Below are 15,682 nucleotides of genomic sequence, written 5' to 3'. Positions count from 1 at the left end.
CTTTCGGGGCATCAGACGTCCCCAAAGTGGCTTTCGCGACACGAAGCCTGTCCGCGGAGCGGCGGCCCACCGGTCACGCCTTGCCGGTGGGCGTGATGACGGTGCCTTCGGTGCCCCGCAGCATCGCGGCGGGTGAGTCGAGGGCACCGATGGCGGCGGTGTTGCCGGTGAGTTCGACGAAGCGGCAGGCGGCGTCGACCTTCGGGCCCATCGAACCGGCCGGGAAATCGCGGGACCGCAGCCGTGCCGGTGTGGTGTGGTGGATCGGAGTGGCGTGCGGGGTGCCGTAGCCGTCGACGACCGCGGGCACGTCGGTGAGCAGCAGCAGCGCGTCGGCGTCCAGGGCTTCGGCGAGCAGGGCCGCGGTCTGGTCCTTGTCGACGACGGCCTCGACGCCCCGCAAGCGTCCGGTGTGTTCGTCCCGCACCACGGGGACACCGCCCCCGCCGGCGCAGACCACGATCGTTCCGGCTTCGACGAGCGCGCGGATCACCGGAGTCTCCACTACGCGCTGTGGTCTGGGCGACGGGACGACCCTCCGCCAGGAAGAGCCGTCCTGGCGGACGGTCCAGTCACGTTCGGCGGCCAGTGCGGCGGACTGCTCCTCGGTGTAGACCGGGCCGACGAATTTGGTGGGATCGCTGAACGCGGGATCGGCGACGGAGACGAGTGTCTGCGTCATGAGTGTGGCGACCTGCTTGCCGGGAACGACGTTCTGCAGTGCCTGGCCGAGCAGGTAGCCGATCATGCCCTGGGTCTGCGCGCCGAGGACGTCGAGCGGGTAGGGCCGGCTCAGAGCGGGGTCCGCCGCGCTTTCCAGGGCCAGCATTCCGACCTGGGGGCCGTTGCCGTGCGTGAGCACGACTTCGTGCTCGGTGGCGAGGCCCGCGATGGCCTCGGCAGCGGCGAGCACGTTGACCTGCTGGAGGTCGGCGTCCGGCCGTTCACCGCGGCGCAACAGGGCATTGCCGCCCAGGGCGACGAGAATCCGCATGGTCAGCTCCCCAGTGTGGCGACCAGGATCGCCTTGATGGTATGCATCCGGTTCTCCGCCTGCTCGAACACCAGCGACGCCGGGGATTCGAAGACTTCGTCGGTGACCTCGACGCCGTCGAGCCCGAATTCTTTGAACGCTTCGGCTCCGACCTCGGTGTCGCGGTCGTGCAGGGCGGGCAGGCAGTGCAGGAACCGGACGCCGGGGTTGCCGGTGGCGCTGAGCGTCTTCGCCGTGACCTGGTACGGCGCCAGCAGTGCGACCCGCTCGTGCCAGGTGCCGGCGGGTTCGCCCATGGATACCCAGACATCGGTGTGGACGAAGTCCGCGCCCGCCACGGCCTCGTCGACGTCGTCGGTGACGGTGATCCGGGCACCGCTGGCCGCGCCTTCCCGTAGACAGGTCGCCAGGTACTCTTCGTCCGGCCAGAGCGCGCGGGGTCCGGCCAGCCGGACGTCCATGCCGAGTTTGGCGCCCATGGCGAGCAGGGATCGGGCGACGTTGTTGCGGGTGTCGCCGAGATAGCAGAAAGCGATGTCCTGGAGGGGTTTGTTGCTGTTCTCGCGCATGGTGAACACGTCGCAGAGTGATTGCGTGGGGTGGCTCGTCGCGGTGAGTCCATTGTAGACGGGTACACCGGAGTACCGGGCCAGCTCTTCGACGGTGACCTGCTCGTGGCCGCGGTATTCGATCCCGTCGTACATGCGGCCGAGCACGCGAGCGGTGTCACGGGCGGATTCCTTGTGTCCCAGGTGGGCGTCCTGGGGGCCGAGGTAGGTCGTGGTCGCTCCTTCTTCGGCGGCGGCGACCTCGAACGCGCATCGGGTGCGGGTGGAGGCCTTCTCGAAGATGAGCGCCAGATGTTTGCCCACCAGCCGGTTTTGCGCGATCCCGGCGTAGGCCGCGGATTTGAGCTGGGCGGCGAGGTCGAGCAGGAAGAGGAGTTCTTCCTTGGTGAAGTCGAGTTCGGTGAGGTAGCTGCGGTTGCGCAGGTTGAAGGCCATTTCGGATCCGTTCAGCTCGGGTCGCGGTCGATCGGGCAGGTCATGCAGCGCGGGCCGCCACGGCCGCGTCCCAGCTCGCTTCCGGCGATGGTGACGACTTCGATGCCGTGCTTGCGCAGCATGGTGTTGGTGGCGACGTTGCGTTCGTAGCCGAGGACGACCCCGGGGGCGACGGCGAGGTAGTTCGTACCGTCGTCCCATTGCTCCCGCTCGGCGGCGCGGATGTCCTCGTCGGTGCTGAGCAGCGTGATCTCGGGAACCTTCAGGACCTCGGCGAGGGTGTGCCAGAGGTTCCCGTTGGCGCGCACGCTCAGGGTGGAGGGTTCTTCTCCCGCGGTGACGGTCCAGCTGCGGGAGTCGTGGTCGAAGTAGGGGTAGACCACGAAGGTGGCACGGTCGACCATGCTCATCACCGTGTCCAGGTGCATCGTGGCGTGGGAGTGCGGAAGCTCGACGGCGACGACGGTGTGTGCCTGACCGGAAGAGAACAACGCCTTGGCGAGGATTTCCACGGCCATGGGCGTGGTGCGCTCGCCCATTCCGATGAGGACGGCGCCCTCGCCGAGGACGTGCACGTCGCCGCCTTCGATCGTGGCCGGCTGGTGGTCGGCGTCGTCGTCACCGTAGTAGGTGTGGAACCCGGCCCCGGCGAACATCGGATGGTGGCGGTAGATGGCCCGGGTGTGCAGGGATTCGCGTTGCCGGGCGGGTTTCGCCATCGGGTTGACCGAAACACCGCGGTACACCCAGCAGGAATCGTCGCGCTGGAAGAGATGATTGGGCAACGGCGGGAGGACGAAGTCGTCGGCGGCGAGGGTGTCCCATCGGAGACTCCGCGCCCGCAGCGGGGAAAGGTCGGCCTTCAGGACACCGCCCACCAGGTACTCGGCCAGATTCTCCCCGTCGAGGTCGTCGAACAGGGCACGCAACGGAGCGGCCAGCGCCGGGCCGAGGATTTCGGGAGTGCACACCCGGTCCAGCACGAACGCCCTGCCCTCGGGGAGTGCGAGCGTTTCCGCCAGCAACTGACCGTAGTAGTGCACGCGGACGCCCTTGTCTCGCAGGGCTTCGGCGAACGCGTCGTGCTCCTGCTTCGCCTGCTTGGCCCACAGTACGTCGTCGAAGAGGAGCTCGCCGATGTTGCGTGGGGTCAACCGGCTGAGCTCGAGGCCGGGACGGTGCACGATGGCCTGCCGCAACCGGCCGACCTCCGAATGAACGGCGAAAGTCATGACTGCTCCTGCGTTTCGGACGGAGACGGGGGAGCGTTCTTGGTGCTCGCGCCGTTGTTCCCGTTGGGAGAGAGGAAATAGGGACTGTCCGCGGGATAGCGGATGGGGGATACGGGGGTCTCGCCGTATTCCTTGCGCTGGGATTTCATCCAGACGTAGACGGGGATGCCGAGGAAGAAGGCGAACACGCCGTAGTACACCGCCTGGTATCCGCTGCCTGCCAGTGCCCAGAAGCTGAAGAGCAGCGCGAAGGCGGTGACAACCAGGTCGCGGATCAGATGCGGCCAGTTCAGCGCGCGGCCCTGGACGATGAGCCAGTAGAGGTGCGCGGCGGCGGAGTACAGGTAAGGGATCACCGCGGTGAAGACACCCAGCAGCACCACGTTGGTGAACACGGACTGGAAGTTCCAGTAACCGAACGCGGTGAGCACCGACGCCAGCACGGTGGCGGCCACGATGCCGAAGACCGGGATCTCCTTGCTGTTCAGCTTGGCGAACTGGGCGGGGAACAGCCGGTCACGGGCGGCGGCCATCGGCATCTCGGCGCAGATCAACGTCCAGCCGTTCAGGCAGCCGAGCCCGGAGACGATCGCCACCACGGCCATGGCCTGCCCGGCCCAGCTCCCCCCGAAGATGGCGATGGCCGAATCGGAGAACGGCGCCGTCGAGTCGATCAGCGCGCCTTGCCCCACGGTGCCGAACACCGTGACGGTCCCCAGAACGTAGACGACGGCGCAGACCAGCGTGCCGAGCACGGTCGCCCGGGACACGTTCCGGCTCGGGTCGCGGACGCGCCCGGCGGCCACCGAGGCGGTTTCCAGGCCGAGGTAGCTGAACAACGCGATCGCGGCCGCCGCGGAGATGGCCCCCAGCCACGACAACCCGCTGGGATTGAACGAACCGAGGTTCTCGACCTTGATGAAGAACAGCCCGATGGTCGCCATGAACACCAGCGGCACGAATTTGAGGATCGTGGTGACGATCTGGAACCATGCGAGGTTCCGGACGCCGGAGATGTTGATCGCTGCCGGTAGCCACAGGCCGATGAGCGCGATGGCGATCGACCACCACGGGTTGTGCTCGGTGTTGACGAACACTTCCACGTAGCCGACCCAGGCGACCGCGATACCGGCGTTGCCCACCCACGCGGTAAGCCAGTAGGCCCAGGCGGTGACGAAGCCGCCGAAGTCACCGAAGGCGTCCCGTGCGTACAAGTACGGTCCGCCCGAGCCCGGCACGCGTTTGTTGAGCCAGCCGAACACCAGCCCCAGCGCCAAGGCGCCGATGGTGACCAAGGCGAAGGCCAGGAGACTCGACAGGCCGTACGGGGCGAGTGACGAGGGAAGGGCGAACACGCCCGTGCCGATGATCGAGCCGACCACCAGCGCCGTCGCGGTCGGCAAGCCGAACCGCTTCGAGAACACTTTGCCGTCAGTCTCCGCCGGTGCGCCTGGTGCGGCTCCGCCCGGTTGTTCCTGCTCCGCCATCAGTCTTTCCGATCTTCCGCTTGGAGGGCTCATTTGCCTGAAGACAAAGGTGAAGTGGAGGCCGTGAGTGGCGACTCGGGCCGGTGAGGGGTAAGGCGAACGTGGCTGGTTGCGGTGGGCGGTCCATCCATGCCCGTTCCGCGACGTGCGCGACCGTGCACCTCTCGTTGATGTTGCGAAAGCGGCTTTCGCAACATCAGCGTGACCACCCGTTCCGGACGACACGGTTGCCTTCTCGACAAAGGATCTACGTACGTCGTGGCAGTGCCATGGGGCTTAGGTCCGCAGTCGATGGGCCGAAGGGCCGGCTCGGGCGGCAGGGTGCCGAAGGTCCCGGCTCGCCGGGGTCCACGGCCACTCCCGGTTGTTCCTTCAAGGAAAGAAGCTGGAAGACAGGCCGCCGACATCCGTGCCCCTGTACGACCCTGATCGAGGAGAGCACCATGCGAACACAGCCGGGTATCGTCACGGCGGTTCGGCGACGGCTTCACGTCGGCCGGAACCCGCTCGTCCGTCCAACTGACCGGGTCGAGACGGCACTGGTGATCGGTGTCGTCCTGCTCGCCCTGCTGGCGATTCCGTTCGCGGTGGCGATGGGGTCCGAGGCCTACGACGCTGGATTGCGGCGAGCGGGCGAGCAGTCCGCGAATCGTCACGAAGCGACGGCGGTGCTGGTGGCCGACGCGCCGCCCGCCCAGGTTCGGTTCGATGGAGTACCCATCGAGGAGACGGTGAAGGTGCGTGCTCGCTGGACCGTGCCCGGCGGGCCGGTCCGAGAGGGCGTCGTCACCGTGGATCCCGAGTCGACGACCGGCGCCGAAATACCGATCTGGCTCGACGCGAGAGGGAACGCGGTCGACGCGCCGGTGACGCGTGCCGACGTGGCAGGCCAGGGCGTCGGTGTCGGCGTCGCCTTCTGGATCGTGTGCGTGATGCTGCTTACGAGCGTTCTTCTCGCCGGTCGTTCGATGCTGGGGCGTCTGCGCAACGCCGTGTGGGAGCGGGAATGGCGGCAGGTGTCCGAAAAGTGGACCACGGCCTGAAAGCGGTGCGTGACGCACCGGCTCCAATTCTCCGGTGGCAGCCTTACAGGCCCCAAGGTCTCTCCTCTCGACGCCCTTGGTCCCTAGGTGAGGCAGGCGCCACCGGTGTCCGATGAAGAGGTGGAAATCTTGGGAAGGACTGAACGGATGCGGACGACCGGGATCACGGTGAAGCCGGAAGTGCGAGTGATGATTCGCGGAGACATCCCGCCCGCGCTCGCCGATCGTGCCGGAAAGAAGGTGGCGCGTCTCTTCGGGGCCGCGCACCGTCCGGTGCTGGCGGCATCGGTGCGGTTGAGCAGGCACGGAAATCCCGCGATGGACCGCCCGGTGATCGCGCAGGCGACCCTCGATGTGAACGGAAGACCGGTTCGCGCGCAGGTGACCGCGCCGACCGTCGAGGAGGCGATCGACCTGCTGGACGCGAAGCTGCGTCGTCAGCTGGAGCGGAGCGCACTGCATTGGGAGGCCAGGCGCGGAAGGCGTCCGAGCGCGGAGCCCGGTGAATGGCGACACGATTCGGTGCCGTCGCGGCAGGATCCGTGGTACCCGCGGCCGGCGGCCGAGCGGGAGATCATCCGGCACAAGTCCTATTCGCTGGCTCCCTCCACTGTGGATGAAGCGGCCGTCGATATGCACCTTCTTGACTACGACTTCCACCTGTTCACCGAATCCGGGACCGGGCAGGACAGCGTGCTCTACCACGCGGGCCCGACCATGCACCGGCTTGCGCAGCCGACACCGCCGGGGCCACATCTGCTCGCTCCGTTCAAGCTCGCGCTGACCATCAGCACGCAGCCCGCGCCGCTCTTGTCCACGACCGAAGCGGTGGACCGACTCGGCTTGCTCGGGTTGCCGTTCCTCTTCTTCCTCGACGCCGAACGCGGCCGGGGGAGCGTGCTCTATCACCGCTACGACGGCCACTACGGCCTCATCACCCCGGCCGTCTAGATGAGCGGCCGATCGTTGACCGAGCCGTCGCCCGCGCTCGCCGAGGTGCTGGCGGTCTCCGGGCTGACCAAGCGTTTCGGCGACCGGATCGCCGTCGACGACGTCAGTTTCGCGATAGCGCCAGGGGAAACGTACGGGCTGCTCGGACCGAACGGGGCCGGGAAGACGACGACGATCCGCTTGGTGTGCGGTCTGCTCCGGCCGGACGCGGGAAGCGTCGCCATCGCGGGTGTGCCCGGTGGCGGCGCGATGCTCGACGCCAGGGCCCAGGTCGGCTACGTCCCGCAGGACGTCGCTCTGTACCCGGACCTCAGTGCGCGAGAGAACCTGCGCTTTTTCGGGAAGTTGTACCGGTTGCGCGGAAAGGCACTGGAACGGCGAGTGGGGGAAGTGCTCGAACTGATCGGGCTGTCCGAGCGGGCGAAGGAAAAGGTCGAAGCGTACTCCGGTGGGATGCGTCGCAGGCTCAATATCGGCGCCGGCCTGATGCACCGGCCGACGCTGCTGGTGCTCGACGAGCCGACGGTCGGCGTCGACCCGCAGAGCAGGCACGCGATCATGGAGAACGTCCGATCACTCGGTGCCTCGGGCATGGCCGTGCTCTACACCACGCACTACATGGAAGAGGCGGAGCGGCTGTGCGACCGGGTCGGCATCGTCGATCACGGCCGTTTGATCGCCGAAGGCACCCGCAGGGATCTGATCGACCGGCTCGGTGAGCACGACCGGATCAACCTGACCGCGGACGGCGATCTGACCTCGCTCGTGAAGCTCTGCCGCGACATGCCGGGAGTCGAGCGGGCCGGCGTCGTCGGGGACGAACTGCAGTTGATCGTCCGTGACGGCAGGCATCTGCTGCCGGGAGTGCTGGACACGGTCGAGCGGGCCGGAGCGAGCGTGCGAGCGGTCGAAGTGACCGAGCCGGACCTCGAAGCGGTGTTCCTGCACCTCACCGGCACCGCCTTGCGGGATTGAGGAGTCAGCCGATGAACGCGGCATTCGTCGTGGCCGGAAAGGACTTGCGGCAGCGGTTACGGGACCGGTCCGCGTGGATACTCGGGTTCCTGGCGCCGGTGGCGGTGGCCATGCTGGTCAGCTTCGCCTTCCGCGGTGCGGAGAGCTTTCACACCGATGTCGCCGTCGTCAATGAAGACGGCGGTGTGCTGGCCGCCGCGTTCACCGCCCACTTGGCCGGCCCTGAACTGGAATCGGTACTGACCCTCGTCGAGGTGAAAGGAACGGCCGAGGCGCGAGCGCTGCTCGACGAGGGCGACCTCGGGGCCGCCTTCGTCCTGCCCAGCGGCTTCTCCGCTGCCGCCACCGGGGGCGAAATCCGGCCGATCACCGTGCTGTCCAGTGTGGACTCGCCACTGGCCGGTGCGGTCGCGCGGTCGATCGCCGAATCGTTCGTCGCGCAGCTGAACGCCGACCGCCTCTCGGTCGCCGTGGCCGTCGCCGCCGGAGCACCGCCGGGAAACCTGCCGGAGGAGGCGGCCGGGCTACGTCTGCCGGAGCGGGTCGTCCCGAAGGCCGCCGGCACCGAAAAGCTCACCGGTGTCGGGTATTACGGGCCTGCGATGGGGATCTTCTTCATGTTCTTCGCGATCGGTTTCGGTGCCAAGGGTTACTTCGAGGAACGCCGGAATGGGACTCTCGACAGGATCGGCGTCGCGCCGGTGCGGCCTCGTTCGATCCTGGTGGGCAAAGCGCTGGCGACGTTCGTCTACGGTGCCGCGAGCCTCTCGTCGGTCGCGGTCGTGACGAGTTTGTTCTTCGGCGCGGAGTGGGGTCCGCCGCTCGCCGTCGGCGCGGTGATCTTGGCGCTGGCACTGACGTTGGTCTGTTTGACGGCTTTCGTCATCGCCATCGCGGGAAGCGACCGGCAGGCCGACGGTATCGCCTCGATCATCATCTTCGGGCTGGTGTTGCTCGGCGGGAACTTCGTCCTGATCGGCGGTGCGCCGGAGTTCATGCGGCGATTGGCGCTCCTGACCCCGAACGGTTGGGCGTTACGTGCCTTCACCGACCTCGCCGGTGGTGCAGGCTGGACCAGCGTCATCCTGCCGGTGATGGCGATCCTCGCCTTCTGTGGCGTCGTCTCGGTGGCGACAGCGGTGTTGTACCGGAGGAGATCGCGATGAACATCCTGACGATCGCGGCGGTGTCGCTGCGGCGAATGGTGGGGGACCGGATCGCTCTGTTCTTCATGGTGCTGTTGCCGGTGGTCGTGATCTTGGTGATCGGGACGGTCGTGCAAGGCCAATCCGGGTTCAGGATCGGGCTGGTGGCAGGGGACGGACGGTTGTCCGGTGAACTGACGCAAAGTCTCGACAGGGCCGAAGCACTGGTGATCAGCCGGTTCAGTGGCGAGAACGAGGCAACGGATGCTCTGCGCCGTAACGAGATCGATGCCGTCCTGCTTGTTCCCGCCAACCTGGAGGGCACGTTGGCCGGCGGGGGATCGATCGAGTTCCCCTTACTGGTCACCAGTTCGGCCGGATCCGGGCAGGGAGCATGGTCCGCCGTGGCGTCGGTGATCGCCGACCACGCGTCGGCTGTGCAGGCCGCCGGTTTCGCCGCACGGCAGACCGGGCAATCCTTCGAGACCCTGCTCCCGATCGCCCGGTCTCTTGACGTCACGACACCCCAGGTGCTGGTCCGGTCGGAGGTGGTCGGCAGTGCGGGTGAGGTCCTGCCGCCAGGGTTCGGCTACAGCGCACCGACGATGCTGGTGTTCTTCGTCTTCATCAACGCGATGGCCTTGGGAGCGGCCCTGATCCAGACGCGAGATCTGGGCATCCACGCGCGGGTCATGGCGGGGCCGGTCCGTGCACGCGACGTCGTACTCGGCGAAACGCTCTGCTATCTCGTGCTTGCCCTGCTCCAGTCGGCGCTGATCATCGGTGCCGGTTCCCTGCTCTTCGGCGTGAGCTGGGGCGATCCGGTCGCGGCCGCCGCACTGACGATCACTTGGGCACTGGTGGGCGCCGGGGCGGGGATGTTGAGCGGGACCGTCTTCCGCACCGCTGATCAGGCGTCGGCCGTCGGGCCCGCCGTCGGGATCGGGGCCGGCATGCTCGGCGGCTGTACCTGGCCGCTGGAGATCGTGCCGCCCGCGGTCAGGATCGCGGGACACGCCACTCCGCACGCCTGGGCCGTCGACGCCTGGACGGCGATCCTTTCCCGAGGTAGCGGGCTGTCCGGCGTCTTGGGGCCCTTGGCGGTTCTCGTCGCGTTCGCCGCGCTGTTCCTCGGCGTGGCCGTCCTGCGGATGAGGCGATCGCTGTTCGCCTAGTGCGGCGTCGAACGGCCTGGAGCAGTGACGGGGTGCGTGCCGAAGCTTCTCGCCAGGTACCCTGGGGGGTACCAGAGGAGGTCGGTGTGGAGCTGAACGAAGAGGTGCTCGCGGATGTGCGCAAACGGCTGCGGCGGGCACAGGGCCAGGTCGGCGGCCTGATCCAGATGCTCGACGACGGCCGGGACTGCCGGGACGTCATCACTCAGCTCGCCGCTGTGTCGCGGGCACTGGACCGGGCCGGGTTCCAGCTGATCGCCAGTGGGCTGGAAAAGTGCCTGTCGGACGACTCCGAGCAGGGCGCCGCCGATCGCAAGCAGCTCGAGAAGCTGTTCCTTAGCCTGGCCTGACGCTCCAGGCGGCAGGGCGGAGCAGCTCCCCTGAGTGGCAGGCGCAAGTCGGCCCCGGTGACCTGGACGCCGCCGCGTGCCTGTTCGCGCGGCCGGTCGTAGGGGCCGTTCACCACCTCGTCCGGTGGTTGTGCCGCCGGTCCTTGCCGCGCTCAGCGGCGGCCGAACAGTCGCCAAGGCTTCCGCTCGGGCCGCTCGGCGGAACAGGCGCAGCGCTGAGCGGCGGGTACGTCACCCAGTACCTGTTCGACGTGGTTACCGCAGCCGCGGTAGGTCGGCTTCCCGCACTTCCGACAGACGATCCTCTGGCACATCTGGGTTCCTTTACGAGGTCAAGGCCATTTCGTGTGTTCAGCATACCCGCGGGGGTACTGGTCGAGTCAGGCGGATAAGGGACCAAGAGCACTGGATATTCGTGTTCCGGCGCTGAGATGCTGATCCAGGCCAAGGAAGTGCCGGTTTTCCACGATGCCCCCCGGGGTATCAGTATGTCGTCGGGCCGGTTGCGCTACCCTGGATTTGTATACCCCTGGGGGTATCGAAAGGAGGAGCATGATCGAGATCATCCCCATCGACACGCCGACCTTGGGCGACCGCGGTTACCTCGTCGGCGATGGCGAGGTGGCGTTCGTGGTCGACCCCCAGCGTGACATCGATCGCGTCCTGGACCTCGCCCAAGTGCGCGGGCTGCGGGTCACGGACGTGTTCGAAACCCATATCCACAACGACTACGTGACCGGTGGACTCGCGCTGGCTCACGCCACGGGGGCGGCATATCATGTGAACGCCGCCGATCCGGTCTCCTTCGAACGCGCACCTGTCGCGGACGGTGACGTGGTCGAAGTCGGGCGGACCATGCGCGTGCGTGCGCTGGCGACACCAGGGCATACGTTCACGCATCTGTCCTATGTCCTGGAAGCACCGGGCCGGGGCCCGGCCGTGTTCACGGGCGGTTCCCTGCTGTACGGCTCGACCGGCCGTCCCGACCTGCTCGGCCCCGAGAACACCGGCGAGCTGGTGAAGCGCCAGTACGCGTCCGCGCATCGGTTGGCCGAGCTACTGCCGGACGACGCCGAGATCTATCCCACGCACGGCTTCGGCAGTTTCTGCTCCGCCACCCAGTCGGCAGCCGACCGGTCGACGATCGGCCGGGAGAAGCAGGTCAACCCGGTGCTGAACCAGGACGAACGTGCCTACGTCGACGAATTGCTCGCCGGCCTGGACGCCTATCCGGCCTATTACGCGCACATGGGCCCGGCGAACAGCGCGGGTCCTGACGCCCCAGACCTCACCGCGCCCGTGAAGGCCGAACCCGGCGAGTTGCGCTCGCGCATCGAAGCGGGGGAGTGGGTGGTGGACCTGCGCTCACGGACCGCGTTCGCGGCCGGTCACCTGGTCGGGAGCCTCAACTTCGGCATAGACGGCAGTTTCGCCACCTACCTGGGCTGGCTCATCCCCTGGGGCACCCCACTCTCCCTGCTCGGTGAGACCCCGGGACAGGTCGCCGAAGCGCAACGTGAACTGTTCCGGATCGGCGTCGACCGCGTCGAGACCGCGGCCACGGGCGCTCCGGTGGACTGGTCGGGCGGTGCGTCACTGGGCACGTTTCCCCGTGCACGCTTCGAAGAGCTGGCCATGGTCCGCCATCACCGGCCGGTGACCGTTCTCGATGTCCGGCGCGACCTGGAATGGACCCGGAACCACATCGACGGCGCCCTGCACGTCCCCCTGCACGAGCTGCTGGGCCGCGTTGGCGAGGTGCCCGCCGGTGAAGTCTGGGTGCATTGCCAGGCGGGCTATCGTGCCTCGATCGCGGCTTCGGTGCTCGCGGCCGCCGGGCACCGGGTCGTCGCGGTCGACGACGAGTTCGATCGGGCGGCGCGGGCCGGGCTGCCGATGGTCGCAGGCTGAGGCCGACGCATGACGATGCTGCTGGCCGTGGCGTTCGGCCTCGTCATCGGATCCGCACTGGGCGTGCTGGGTGCGGGCGGCTCCATCCTGGCGATTCCGGCACTGGTCTACGGCGTCGGAATGCCGCTCAGTGCGGCGATCCCGACGTCGCTGCTGGTCGTGGCGGTGTCAGCGTCCGGTGGTCTGGTGGCCAGGTGGCGGGCGAGGGTGATTCGCTGGCCCGTCGCGCTCGTCTTCGCCGCGGCGAGCGTGCCGGCCGCGTTCGCCGGTACCGCACTCGGAAGGCTGCTGCCGGACCGATGGGTGCTGGTCGCGTTCGCCGTCCTGATGACGGTGGTCGCGGTACGGATGCTCACGGCCACCAGCGAGCCGGAAGGTGCCTGCCGCGTCGGCGTGGGCGAGGTGAACTGGCGCCGATGCCTGCCCAAGGCGCTGGGCGCCGGTGCCGTCGTGGGCGTGCTGACCGGTCTCTTCGGTGTCGGCGGTGGATTCGTCATCGTGCCGGCGTTGACCATGCTGCTGGGACTCACCGCGCCGGAAGCGGTCGCGACCTCGCTGGTGGTCATCGTGCTCACCTCGCTGGGCGGGCTGGCCGCCCACGCGGCCACTGTGCCGGACCTCGCCGTCGCACTGTCTTTCGCCGGAGCGGCCCTCCTGGCTTCGCTGGTGGCCGGCCGGTTCGGAGGCCGGCTGCCGGAGCGAACCGTCCGGCGGACGTTCGCTTCTCTGGTTCTGACGGTCGCGGCTGGAGTCGCGGCCGCGGCGGCATTCGCACCCGCCGCACTGCACGGCGGATGAGCCGCGGGCTCGGATAAGGAAAGAAAGGAATGATCACCATGAGGTACGACCTGAGTGTCACCCTGGAACTGCCGTACGAGAAGGCTGTCGCAGAAGTGCGCGCGGCACTGAAGGAGCAGGGCTTCGGGGTGCTGACCGAGATCGATGTCAAGGCGACCATGCGCGAGAAGCTCGACGCCGACATGGAGCCCTACGTGATCCTCGGCGCGTGCAACCCGACGCTGGCCCACCGCGCGTTGGAGGTGGATCGCATGATCGGTCTGCTGCTGCCCTGCAATGTCGTCGTCCGCGCCGTCGGCGCCGAGCGCACCCTGGTCCAGGCGCTCGATCCGCGGGTGATGATCGACGTGCCGGAACGCGAAGAGCTCCGCCCCGTCGCCGAGGAGGCGGGCAAGCGCATCCGTGCGGCGCTCGAAACCTTGACCACGCCCCTGGGGTGAACGGAAGGAGAGCGGACGTGAAGTGCATGTGGTGTCACGGAACAGGAGAAGGAAAGTGCGCATCGTGCCAGGGCAGGGGAAGAACGGCCTGCTCGTCGTGCCGGGGCACTGGCAGGAAGGCGTCCCGATAGCGGTGCCGAAGGGCCCTGGTCATCGGGGTCTACGGCCACTCCCGTGTGCACTTTCAACGAAACATGCTGGAAGACGACGGAAGTGAGGAATGCGATGCGAGTCCTGCTGACCGAGGCCGTGTTCGGCGATTCCGACGCAGTCGCGAAAGCGCTGCGCGAAGCGGGCTGCCGCGTCAGCGCATGTCATGTCCGGTCCGGAATCTGCCGGGCGTTCTCCCCAGGCGGGACCTGTCCCCTCGACGAGGCCGATCCGCCGGACCTCGCCGTCGATGTCCGCTCGCACGAGGCGGAGCTGACCGCTCGGGAATTCGGCGTGGTCTGCGCTCTGCGTGCCAGGGTACCGGTCGTGGTGACTCCGGCCCCGGGATCGGGTGAACCTCTGATCCCGCAGGGGATCCGGCAGCGTGTCGCGGTCGCCACCCGGGAAGACCTCCTTGGCGCGTGCCAGGCCTTCCTGCGCAGTCGCGCGGCCGGCGCCGGGCGGAACGTGGCCACATGACCGATGGTGGGCGCCTGAGCATTCCTTTCGGAAGGTGACGACTGTGGACAGTGAATCTCCGGTTCTGGCCTGCGTGGACGGTTCGAGTCCAGGTCTGGCCGCTGTCGGCTGGGCCGCGACGGAGGCCGCGCGCCGTCGTGTGCCCTTGGAACTTCTCTGGATCTACGCACCCGTCTCCGATCGGGACCCGGCCGGCGGATACGGCACACGGTGCCTGCGTGCCGCGTCGGCGGTCGCGACCGCGGCCGCTCCCGAACTGACGGTGCGCTGTGTGGCCGAACCCGGTGATGTGGTGGAGACCCTGATCCAGCGGTCCGCCTCCAGTTCGCTCGTCGCGCTCGGTGCGGCGGGACGCGACCGGCCTTACCTGGGGCATGTCACGAGAATGGTGGCCGCCCGGGCGGTGTCGCCGGTGGTCGTCCTCCGTGCGGCCGATCCGGCCCCGGGGCCGGTCGTCGTCGGCGTGGACGATTCACCCGCCGGCGAGACGGCGCTGGCGTTCGCCGCCGAGACCGCCGCCCTGCGGCAGCGCCCGCTTGTGCCGGTGCGGGTGTGGTACGACCGAAACGCCGAGTCCGATGCGGAGAAACTGCTCGCGGCATGCGCGGAGACCACGGCATCCGCCTGGCCCGATGTCGACATCCTGCCGCGCCTTGTTCGTCAGCGTGACGAGGCCCGGGGGCTGCTCGGGGAATCCGCCGACGCCGGGCTGCTCGTGGTCGGCTCCCATGGCAGGCGACTGCATACCAGGCCGATTCTCGGCGTCACCAGCCACGAGGTCCTGGAACGCGCACGGTGCCCGGTCGCCGTCGTCTCGGGTGTCTGTGCCGGTCCTGCGGCGCGGGCGGGCGGTCAGAGCATTCTCACCTGACGCCGGGAGAACAGAGCTCGCGACGAATCGTCGCGGCCAGAACCACCAGCCAGGCGAAGTAGGCGTAGGCGTTGATCCGCTCGAAGACCCCGGCCCACGGGGTGTCGTTCCGAGCGAGCCCACGCATCGCGAGCGAAGACGCGATGCCGAAGGCGACGACCACGATCGTCGTCGCGAGCGCGTAGCCGCGGAATCCGCCTGGGAAAGCGACGGCCGAGAGGATCATCATCGTCACGACGAGCAGGCTGAACACGCCCGACAGGGCGATGTGCATGGTGTCGTTGAATCCTGGCGCCGTTCCGCGTGAACTCATCGCCCAGAACGTGTGCGTCGCGATGCCCACGAGGACGAACTCCGCGACCTGGAGGGCGCCGAGCCACCCCACGATCCCGCGCCGGGCCACGCGGAGGATGCCGATCCCGAACGCCAGCAACAAGGCGTTGTGGATCAGGACGACCGTCACCATCATCGGCCGGACGGGCGACCCGAAAGCGGTCAGTTCGCTGATCGCCTGGTCCCGATAGCTGTAGCCGTCGTACAACGAGGCCGAGAGGATGTCCCCGGCGATGTACACCACGACCGCCGCGGCAGCGGCCATGAGCAGGCTCTTGTTCGCGGTTCGGTCGCGCAGAGCGACGATATCGCTGGGGGACATGGGTTTCTCCGTCATCTCGGT

The 15,682-nt window shown here is 68.0% G+C and carries 17 protein-coding genes; 11 read left to right on the top strand and 6 right to left on the bottom strand.

The window, feature by feature from the left end:
• Window positions 1-73: 73 nt before the first annotated feature.
• From ACFWIW_RS16405 to ACFWIW_RS16390, 4 genes are read right to left on the bottom strand one after another with little or no spacing between them, the layout of a single operon-like run.
• The gene (locus tag ACFWIW_RS16405) at window positions 74-994 is read right to left on the bottom strand and encodes a carbamate kinase (protein WP_378369205.1); all 921 of its coding nucleotides are present in this window, start codon (window positions 992-994) and stop codon (window positions 74-76) included.
• 2 nt (window positions 995-996) lie between these two features.
• The gene (gene argF / locus ACFWIW_RS16400) at window positions 997-1,998 is read right to left on the bottom strand and encodes an ornithine carbamoyltransferase (RefSeq protein ID WP_378369204.1); all 1,002 of its coding nucleotides are present in this window, start codon (window positions 1,996-1,998) and stop codon (window positions 997-999) included.
• An 11-nt stretch (window positions 1,999-2,009) separates the two neighbouring features.
• On the bottom strand, window positions 2,010-3,230 hold the full coding sequence (locus tag ACFWIW_RS16395) for an arginine deiminase (RefSeq protein ID WP_378369203.1): 1,221 nt from the start codon (window positions 3,228-3,230) through the stop codon (window positions 2,010-2,012).
• Window positions 3,227-4,717, bottom strand: coding sequence for an APC family permease (locus tag ACFWIW_RS16390; protein ID WP_378369202.1), 1,491 nt, complete (start codon window positions 4,715-4,717; stop codon window positions 3,227-3,229). The genes ACFWIW_RS16395 and ACFWIW_RS16390 overlap by 4 nt, the downstream gene beginning before the upstream one ends.
• A 443-nt stretch (window positions 4,718-5,160) precedes the next feature.
• Between ACFWIW_RS16390 and ACFWIW_RS16385 the strand changes: the two genes are divergently transcribed.
• The 6 genes from ACFWIW_RS16385 to ACFWIW_RS16360 all read left to right on the top strand — a co-directional run bounded on the left by ACFWIW_RS16385 (window position 5,161) and on the right by ACFWIW_RS16360 (window position 10,356).
• Window positions 5,161-5,760 carry a hypothetical protein gene (locus tag ACFWIW_RS16385; protein ID WP_378369201.1) on the top strand — a complete coding sequence of 200 codons (600 nt, stop codon included), beginning with the start codon at window positions 5,161-5,163 and terminating at the stop codon, window positions 5,758-5,760.
• A gap of 147 nt (window positions 5,761-5,907) precedes the next feature.
• Window positions 5,908-6,711 (top strand): HPF/RaiA family ribosome-associated protein, encoded by an 804-nt coding sequence (locus ACFWIW_RS16380; protein WP_378369200.1) that lies wholly within the window; start codon window positions 5,908-5,910, stop codon window positions 6,709-6,711.
• A gap of 15 nt (window positions 6,712-6,726) precedes the next feature.
• The gene (locus tag ACFWIW_RS16375) at window positions 6,727-7,686 is read left to right on the top strand and encodes an ATP-binding cassette domain-containing protein (protein WP_378369199.1); all 960 of its coding nucleotides are present in this window, start codon (window positions 6,727-6,729) and stop codon (window positions 7,684-7,686) included.
• Window positions 7,687-7,697: 11 nt separating this feature from the next.
• Complete coding sequence (locus tag ACFWIW_RS16370) at window positions 7,698-8,852, top strand: ABC transporter permease (protein ID WP_378369198.1); 1,155 nt, start codon at window positions 7,698-7,700, stop codon at window positions 8,850-8,852.
• Window positions 8,849-10,006 (top strand): ABC transporter permease, encoded by a 1,158-nt coding sequence (locus tag ACFWIW_RS16365; protein WP_378369197.1) that lies wholly within the window; start codon window positions 8,849-8,851, stop codon window positions 10,004-10,006. Before ACFWIW_RS16370 ends, ACFWIW_RS16365 begins: the two co-directional genes overlap by 4 nt.
• Before the next feature lie 86 nt (window positions 10,007-10,092).
• The gene (locus ACFWIW_RS16360) at window positions 10,093-10,356 is read left to right on the top strand and encodes a metal-sensitive transcriptional regulator (RefSeq protein ID WP_378369196.1); all 264 of its coding nucleotides are present in this window, start codon (window positions 10,093-10,095) and stop codon (window positions 10,354-10,356) included.
• Between the two features lie 152 nt (window positions 10,357-10,508).
• On the opposite strand, the gene ACFWIW_RS16355 is transcribed toward ACFWIW_RS16360, so the two are convergent.
• Window positions 10,509-10,670, bottom strand: a complete 162-nt coding sequence (locus ACFWIW_RS16355) for a hypothetical protein (RefSeq protein ID WP_378369195.1) — start codon at window positions 10,668-10,670, stop codon at window positions 10,509-10,511.
• Between the two features lie 238 nt (window positions 10,671-10,908).
• On the opposite strand from ACFWIW_RS16355, the gene ACFWIW_RS16350 reads away from it, so the two are divergent.
• The 5 genes from ACFWIW_RS16350 (at window position 10,909) to ACFWIW_RS16330 (ending at window position 15,006) form a co-directional block, all read left to right on the top strand.
• Entirely contained in the window at window positions 10,909-12,267 is a 1,359-nt protein-coding gene (locus ACFWIW_RS16350) for a rhodanese-like domain-containing protein (protein ID WP_378369194.1), read from the top strand.
• Between the two features lie 9 nt (window positions 12,268-12,276).
• Window positions 12,277-13,065 (top strand): sulfite exporter TauE/SafE family protein, encoded by a 789-nt coding sequence (locus tag ACFWIW_RS16345; protein WP_378369193.1) that lies wholly within the window; start codon window positions 12,277-12,279, stop codon window positions 13,063-13,065.
• Window positions 13,066-13,103: 38 nt separating this feature from the next.
• On the top strand, window positions 13,104-13,505 hold the full coding sequence (locus tag ACFWIW_RS16340; protein ID WP_378369192.1) for a DUF302 domain-containing protein: 402 nt from the start codon (window positions 13,104-13,106) through the stop codon (window positions 13,503-13,505).
• Between the two features lie 225 nt (window positions 13,506-13,730).
• Window positions 13,731-14,135: a hypothetical protein gene (locus ACFWIW_RS16335; RefSeq protein WP_378369191.1), complete on the top strand. Its 405-nt coding sequence runs from the start codon at window positions 13,731-13,733 to the stop codon at window positions 14,133-14,135.
• A gap of 43 nt (window positions 14,136-14,178) precedes the next feature.
• Window positions 14,179-15,006, top strand: coding sequence for a universal stress protein (locus ACFWIW_RS16330; protein ID WP_378369190.1), 828 nt, complete (start codon window positions 14,179-14,181; stop codon window positions 15,004-15,006).
• Here ACFWIW_RS16330 and ACFWIW_RS16325 read toward each other — a convergent pair.
• Complete coding sequence (locus ACFWIW_RS16325; RefSeq protein ID WP_378369189.1) at window positions 14,999-15,661, bottom strand: DUF998 domain-containing protein; 663 nt, start codon at window positions 15,659-15,661, stop codon at window positions 14,999-15,001. The genes ACFWIW_RS16330 and ACFWIW_RS16325 overlap by 8 nt on opposite strands.
• Window positions 15,662-15,682 lie beyond the last annotated feature (21 nt).

This window comes from Amycolatopsis sp. NPDC058340, from assembly GCF_042723975.1.
Taxonomy (GTDB): Bacteria; Actinomycetota; Actinomycetes; order Mycobacteriales; family Pseudonocardiaceae; genus Amycolatopsis.
Note: the sequence above shows the minus strand (reverse complement) of the source record. Positions and strands in the feature narration are given on the sequence as shown.

Coding starts and splice junctions, on each gene's coding strand:
- ACFWIW_RS16345 (WP_378369193.1), top strand. CDS start 12,277: ATGACGATGCTGCTGGCCGTGGCGTTCGGCCTCGTCATCGGATCCGCA.
- ACFWIW_RS16365 (WP_378369197.1), top strand. CDS start 8,849: ATGAACATCCTGACGATCGCGGCGGTGTCGCTGCGGCGAATGGTGGGG.
- ACFWIW_RS16405 (WP_378369205.1), bottom strand. CDS start 994: ATGCGGATTCTCGTCGCCCTGGGCGGCAATGCCCTGTTGCGCCGCGGT.
- ACFWIW_RS16335 (WP_378369191.1), top strand. CDS start 13,731: ATGCGAGTCCTGCTGACCGAGGCCGTGTTCGGCGATTCCGACGCAGTC.
- ACFWIW_RS16395 (WP_378369203.1), bottom strand. CDS start 3,230: ATGACTTTCGCCGTTCATTCGGAGGTCGGCCGGTTGCGGCAGGCCATC.
- ACFWIW_RS16350 (WP_378369194.1), top strand. CDS start 10,909: ATGATCGAGATCATCCCCATCGACACGCCGACCTTGGGCGACCGCGGT.
- ACFWIW_RS16370 (WP_378369198.1), top strand. CDS start 7,698: ATGAACGCGGCATTCGTCGTGGCCGGAAAGGACTTGCGGCAGCGGTTA.
- ACFWIW_RS16355 (WP_378369195.1), bottom strand. CDS start 10,670: ATGTGCCAGAGGATCGTCTGTCGGAAGTGCGGGAAGCCGACCTACCGC.
- ACFWIW_RS16385 (WP_378369201.1), top strand. CDS start 5,161: ATGCGAACACAGCCGGGTATCGTCACGGCGGTTCGGCGACGGCTTCAC.
- ACFWIW_RS16325 (WP_378369189.1), bottom strand. CDS start 15,661: ATGTCCCCCAGCGATATCGTCGCTCTGCGCGACCGAACCGCGAACAAG.
- argF (WP_378369204.1), bottom strand. CDS start 1,998: ATGGCCTTCAACCTGCGCAACCGCAGCTACCTCACCGAACTCGACTTC.
- ACFWIW_RS16380 (WP_378369200.1), top strand. CDS start 5,908: ATGCGGACGACCGGGATCACGGTGAAGCCGGAAGTGCGAGTGATGATT.
- ACFWIW_RS16390 (WP_378369202.1), bottom strand. CDS start 4,717: ATGGCGGAGCAGGAACAACCGGGCGGAGCCGCACCAGGCGCACCGGCG.
- ACFWIW_RS16340 (WP_378369192.1), top strand. CDS start 13,104: ATGAGGTACGACCTGAGTGTCACCCTGGAACTGCCGTACGAGAAGGCT.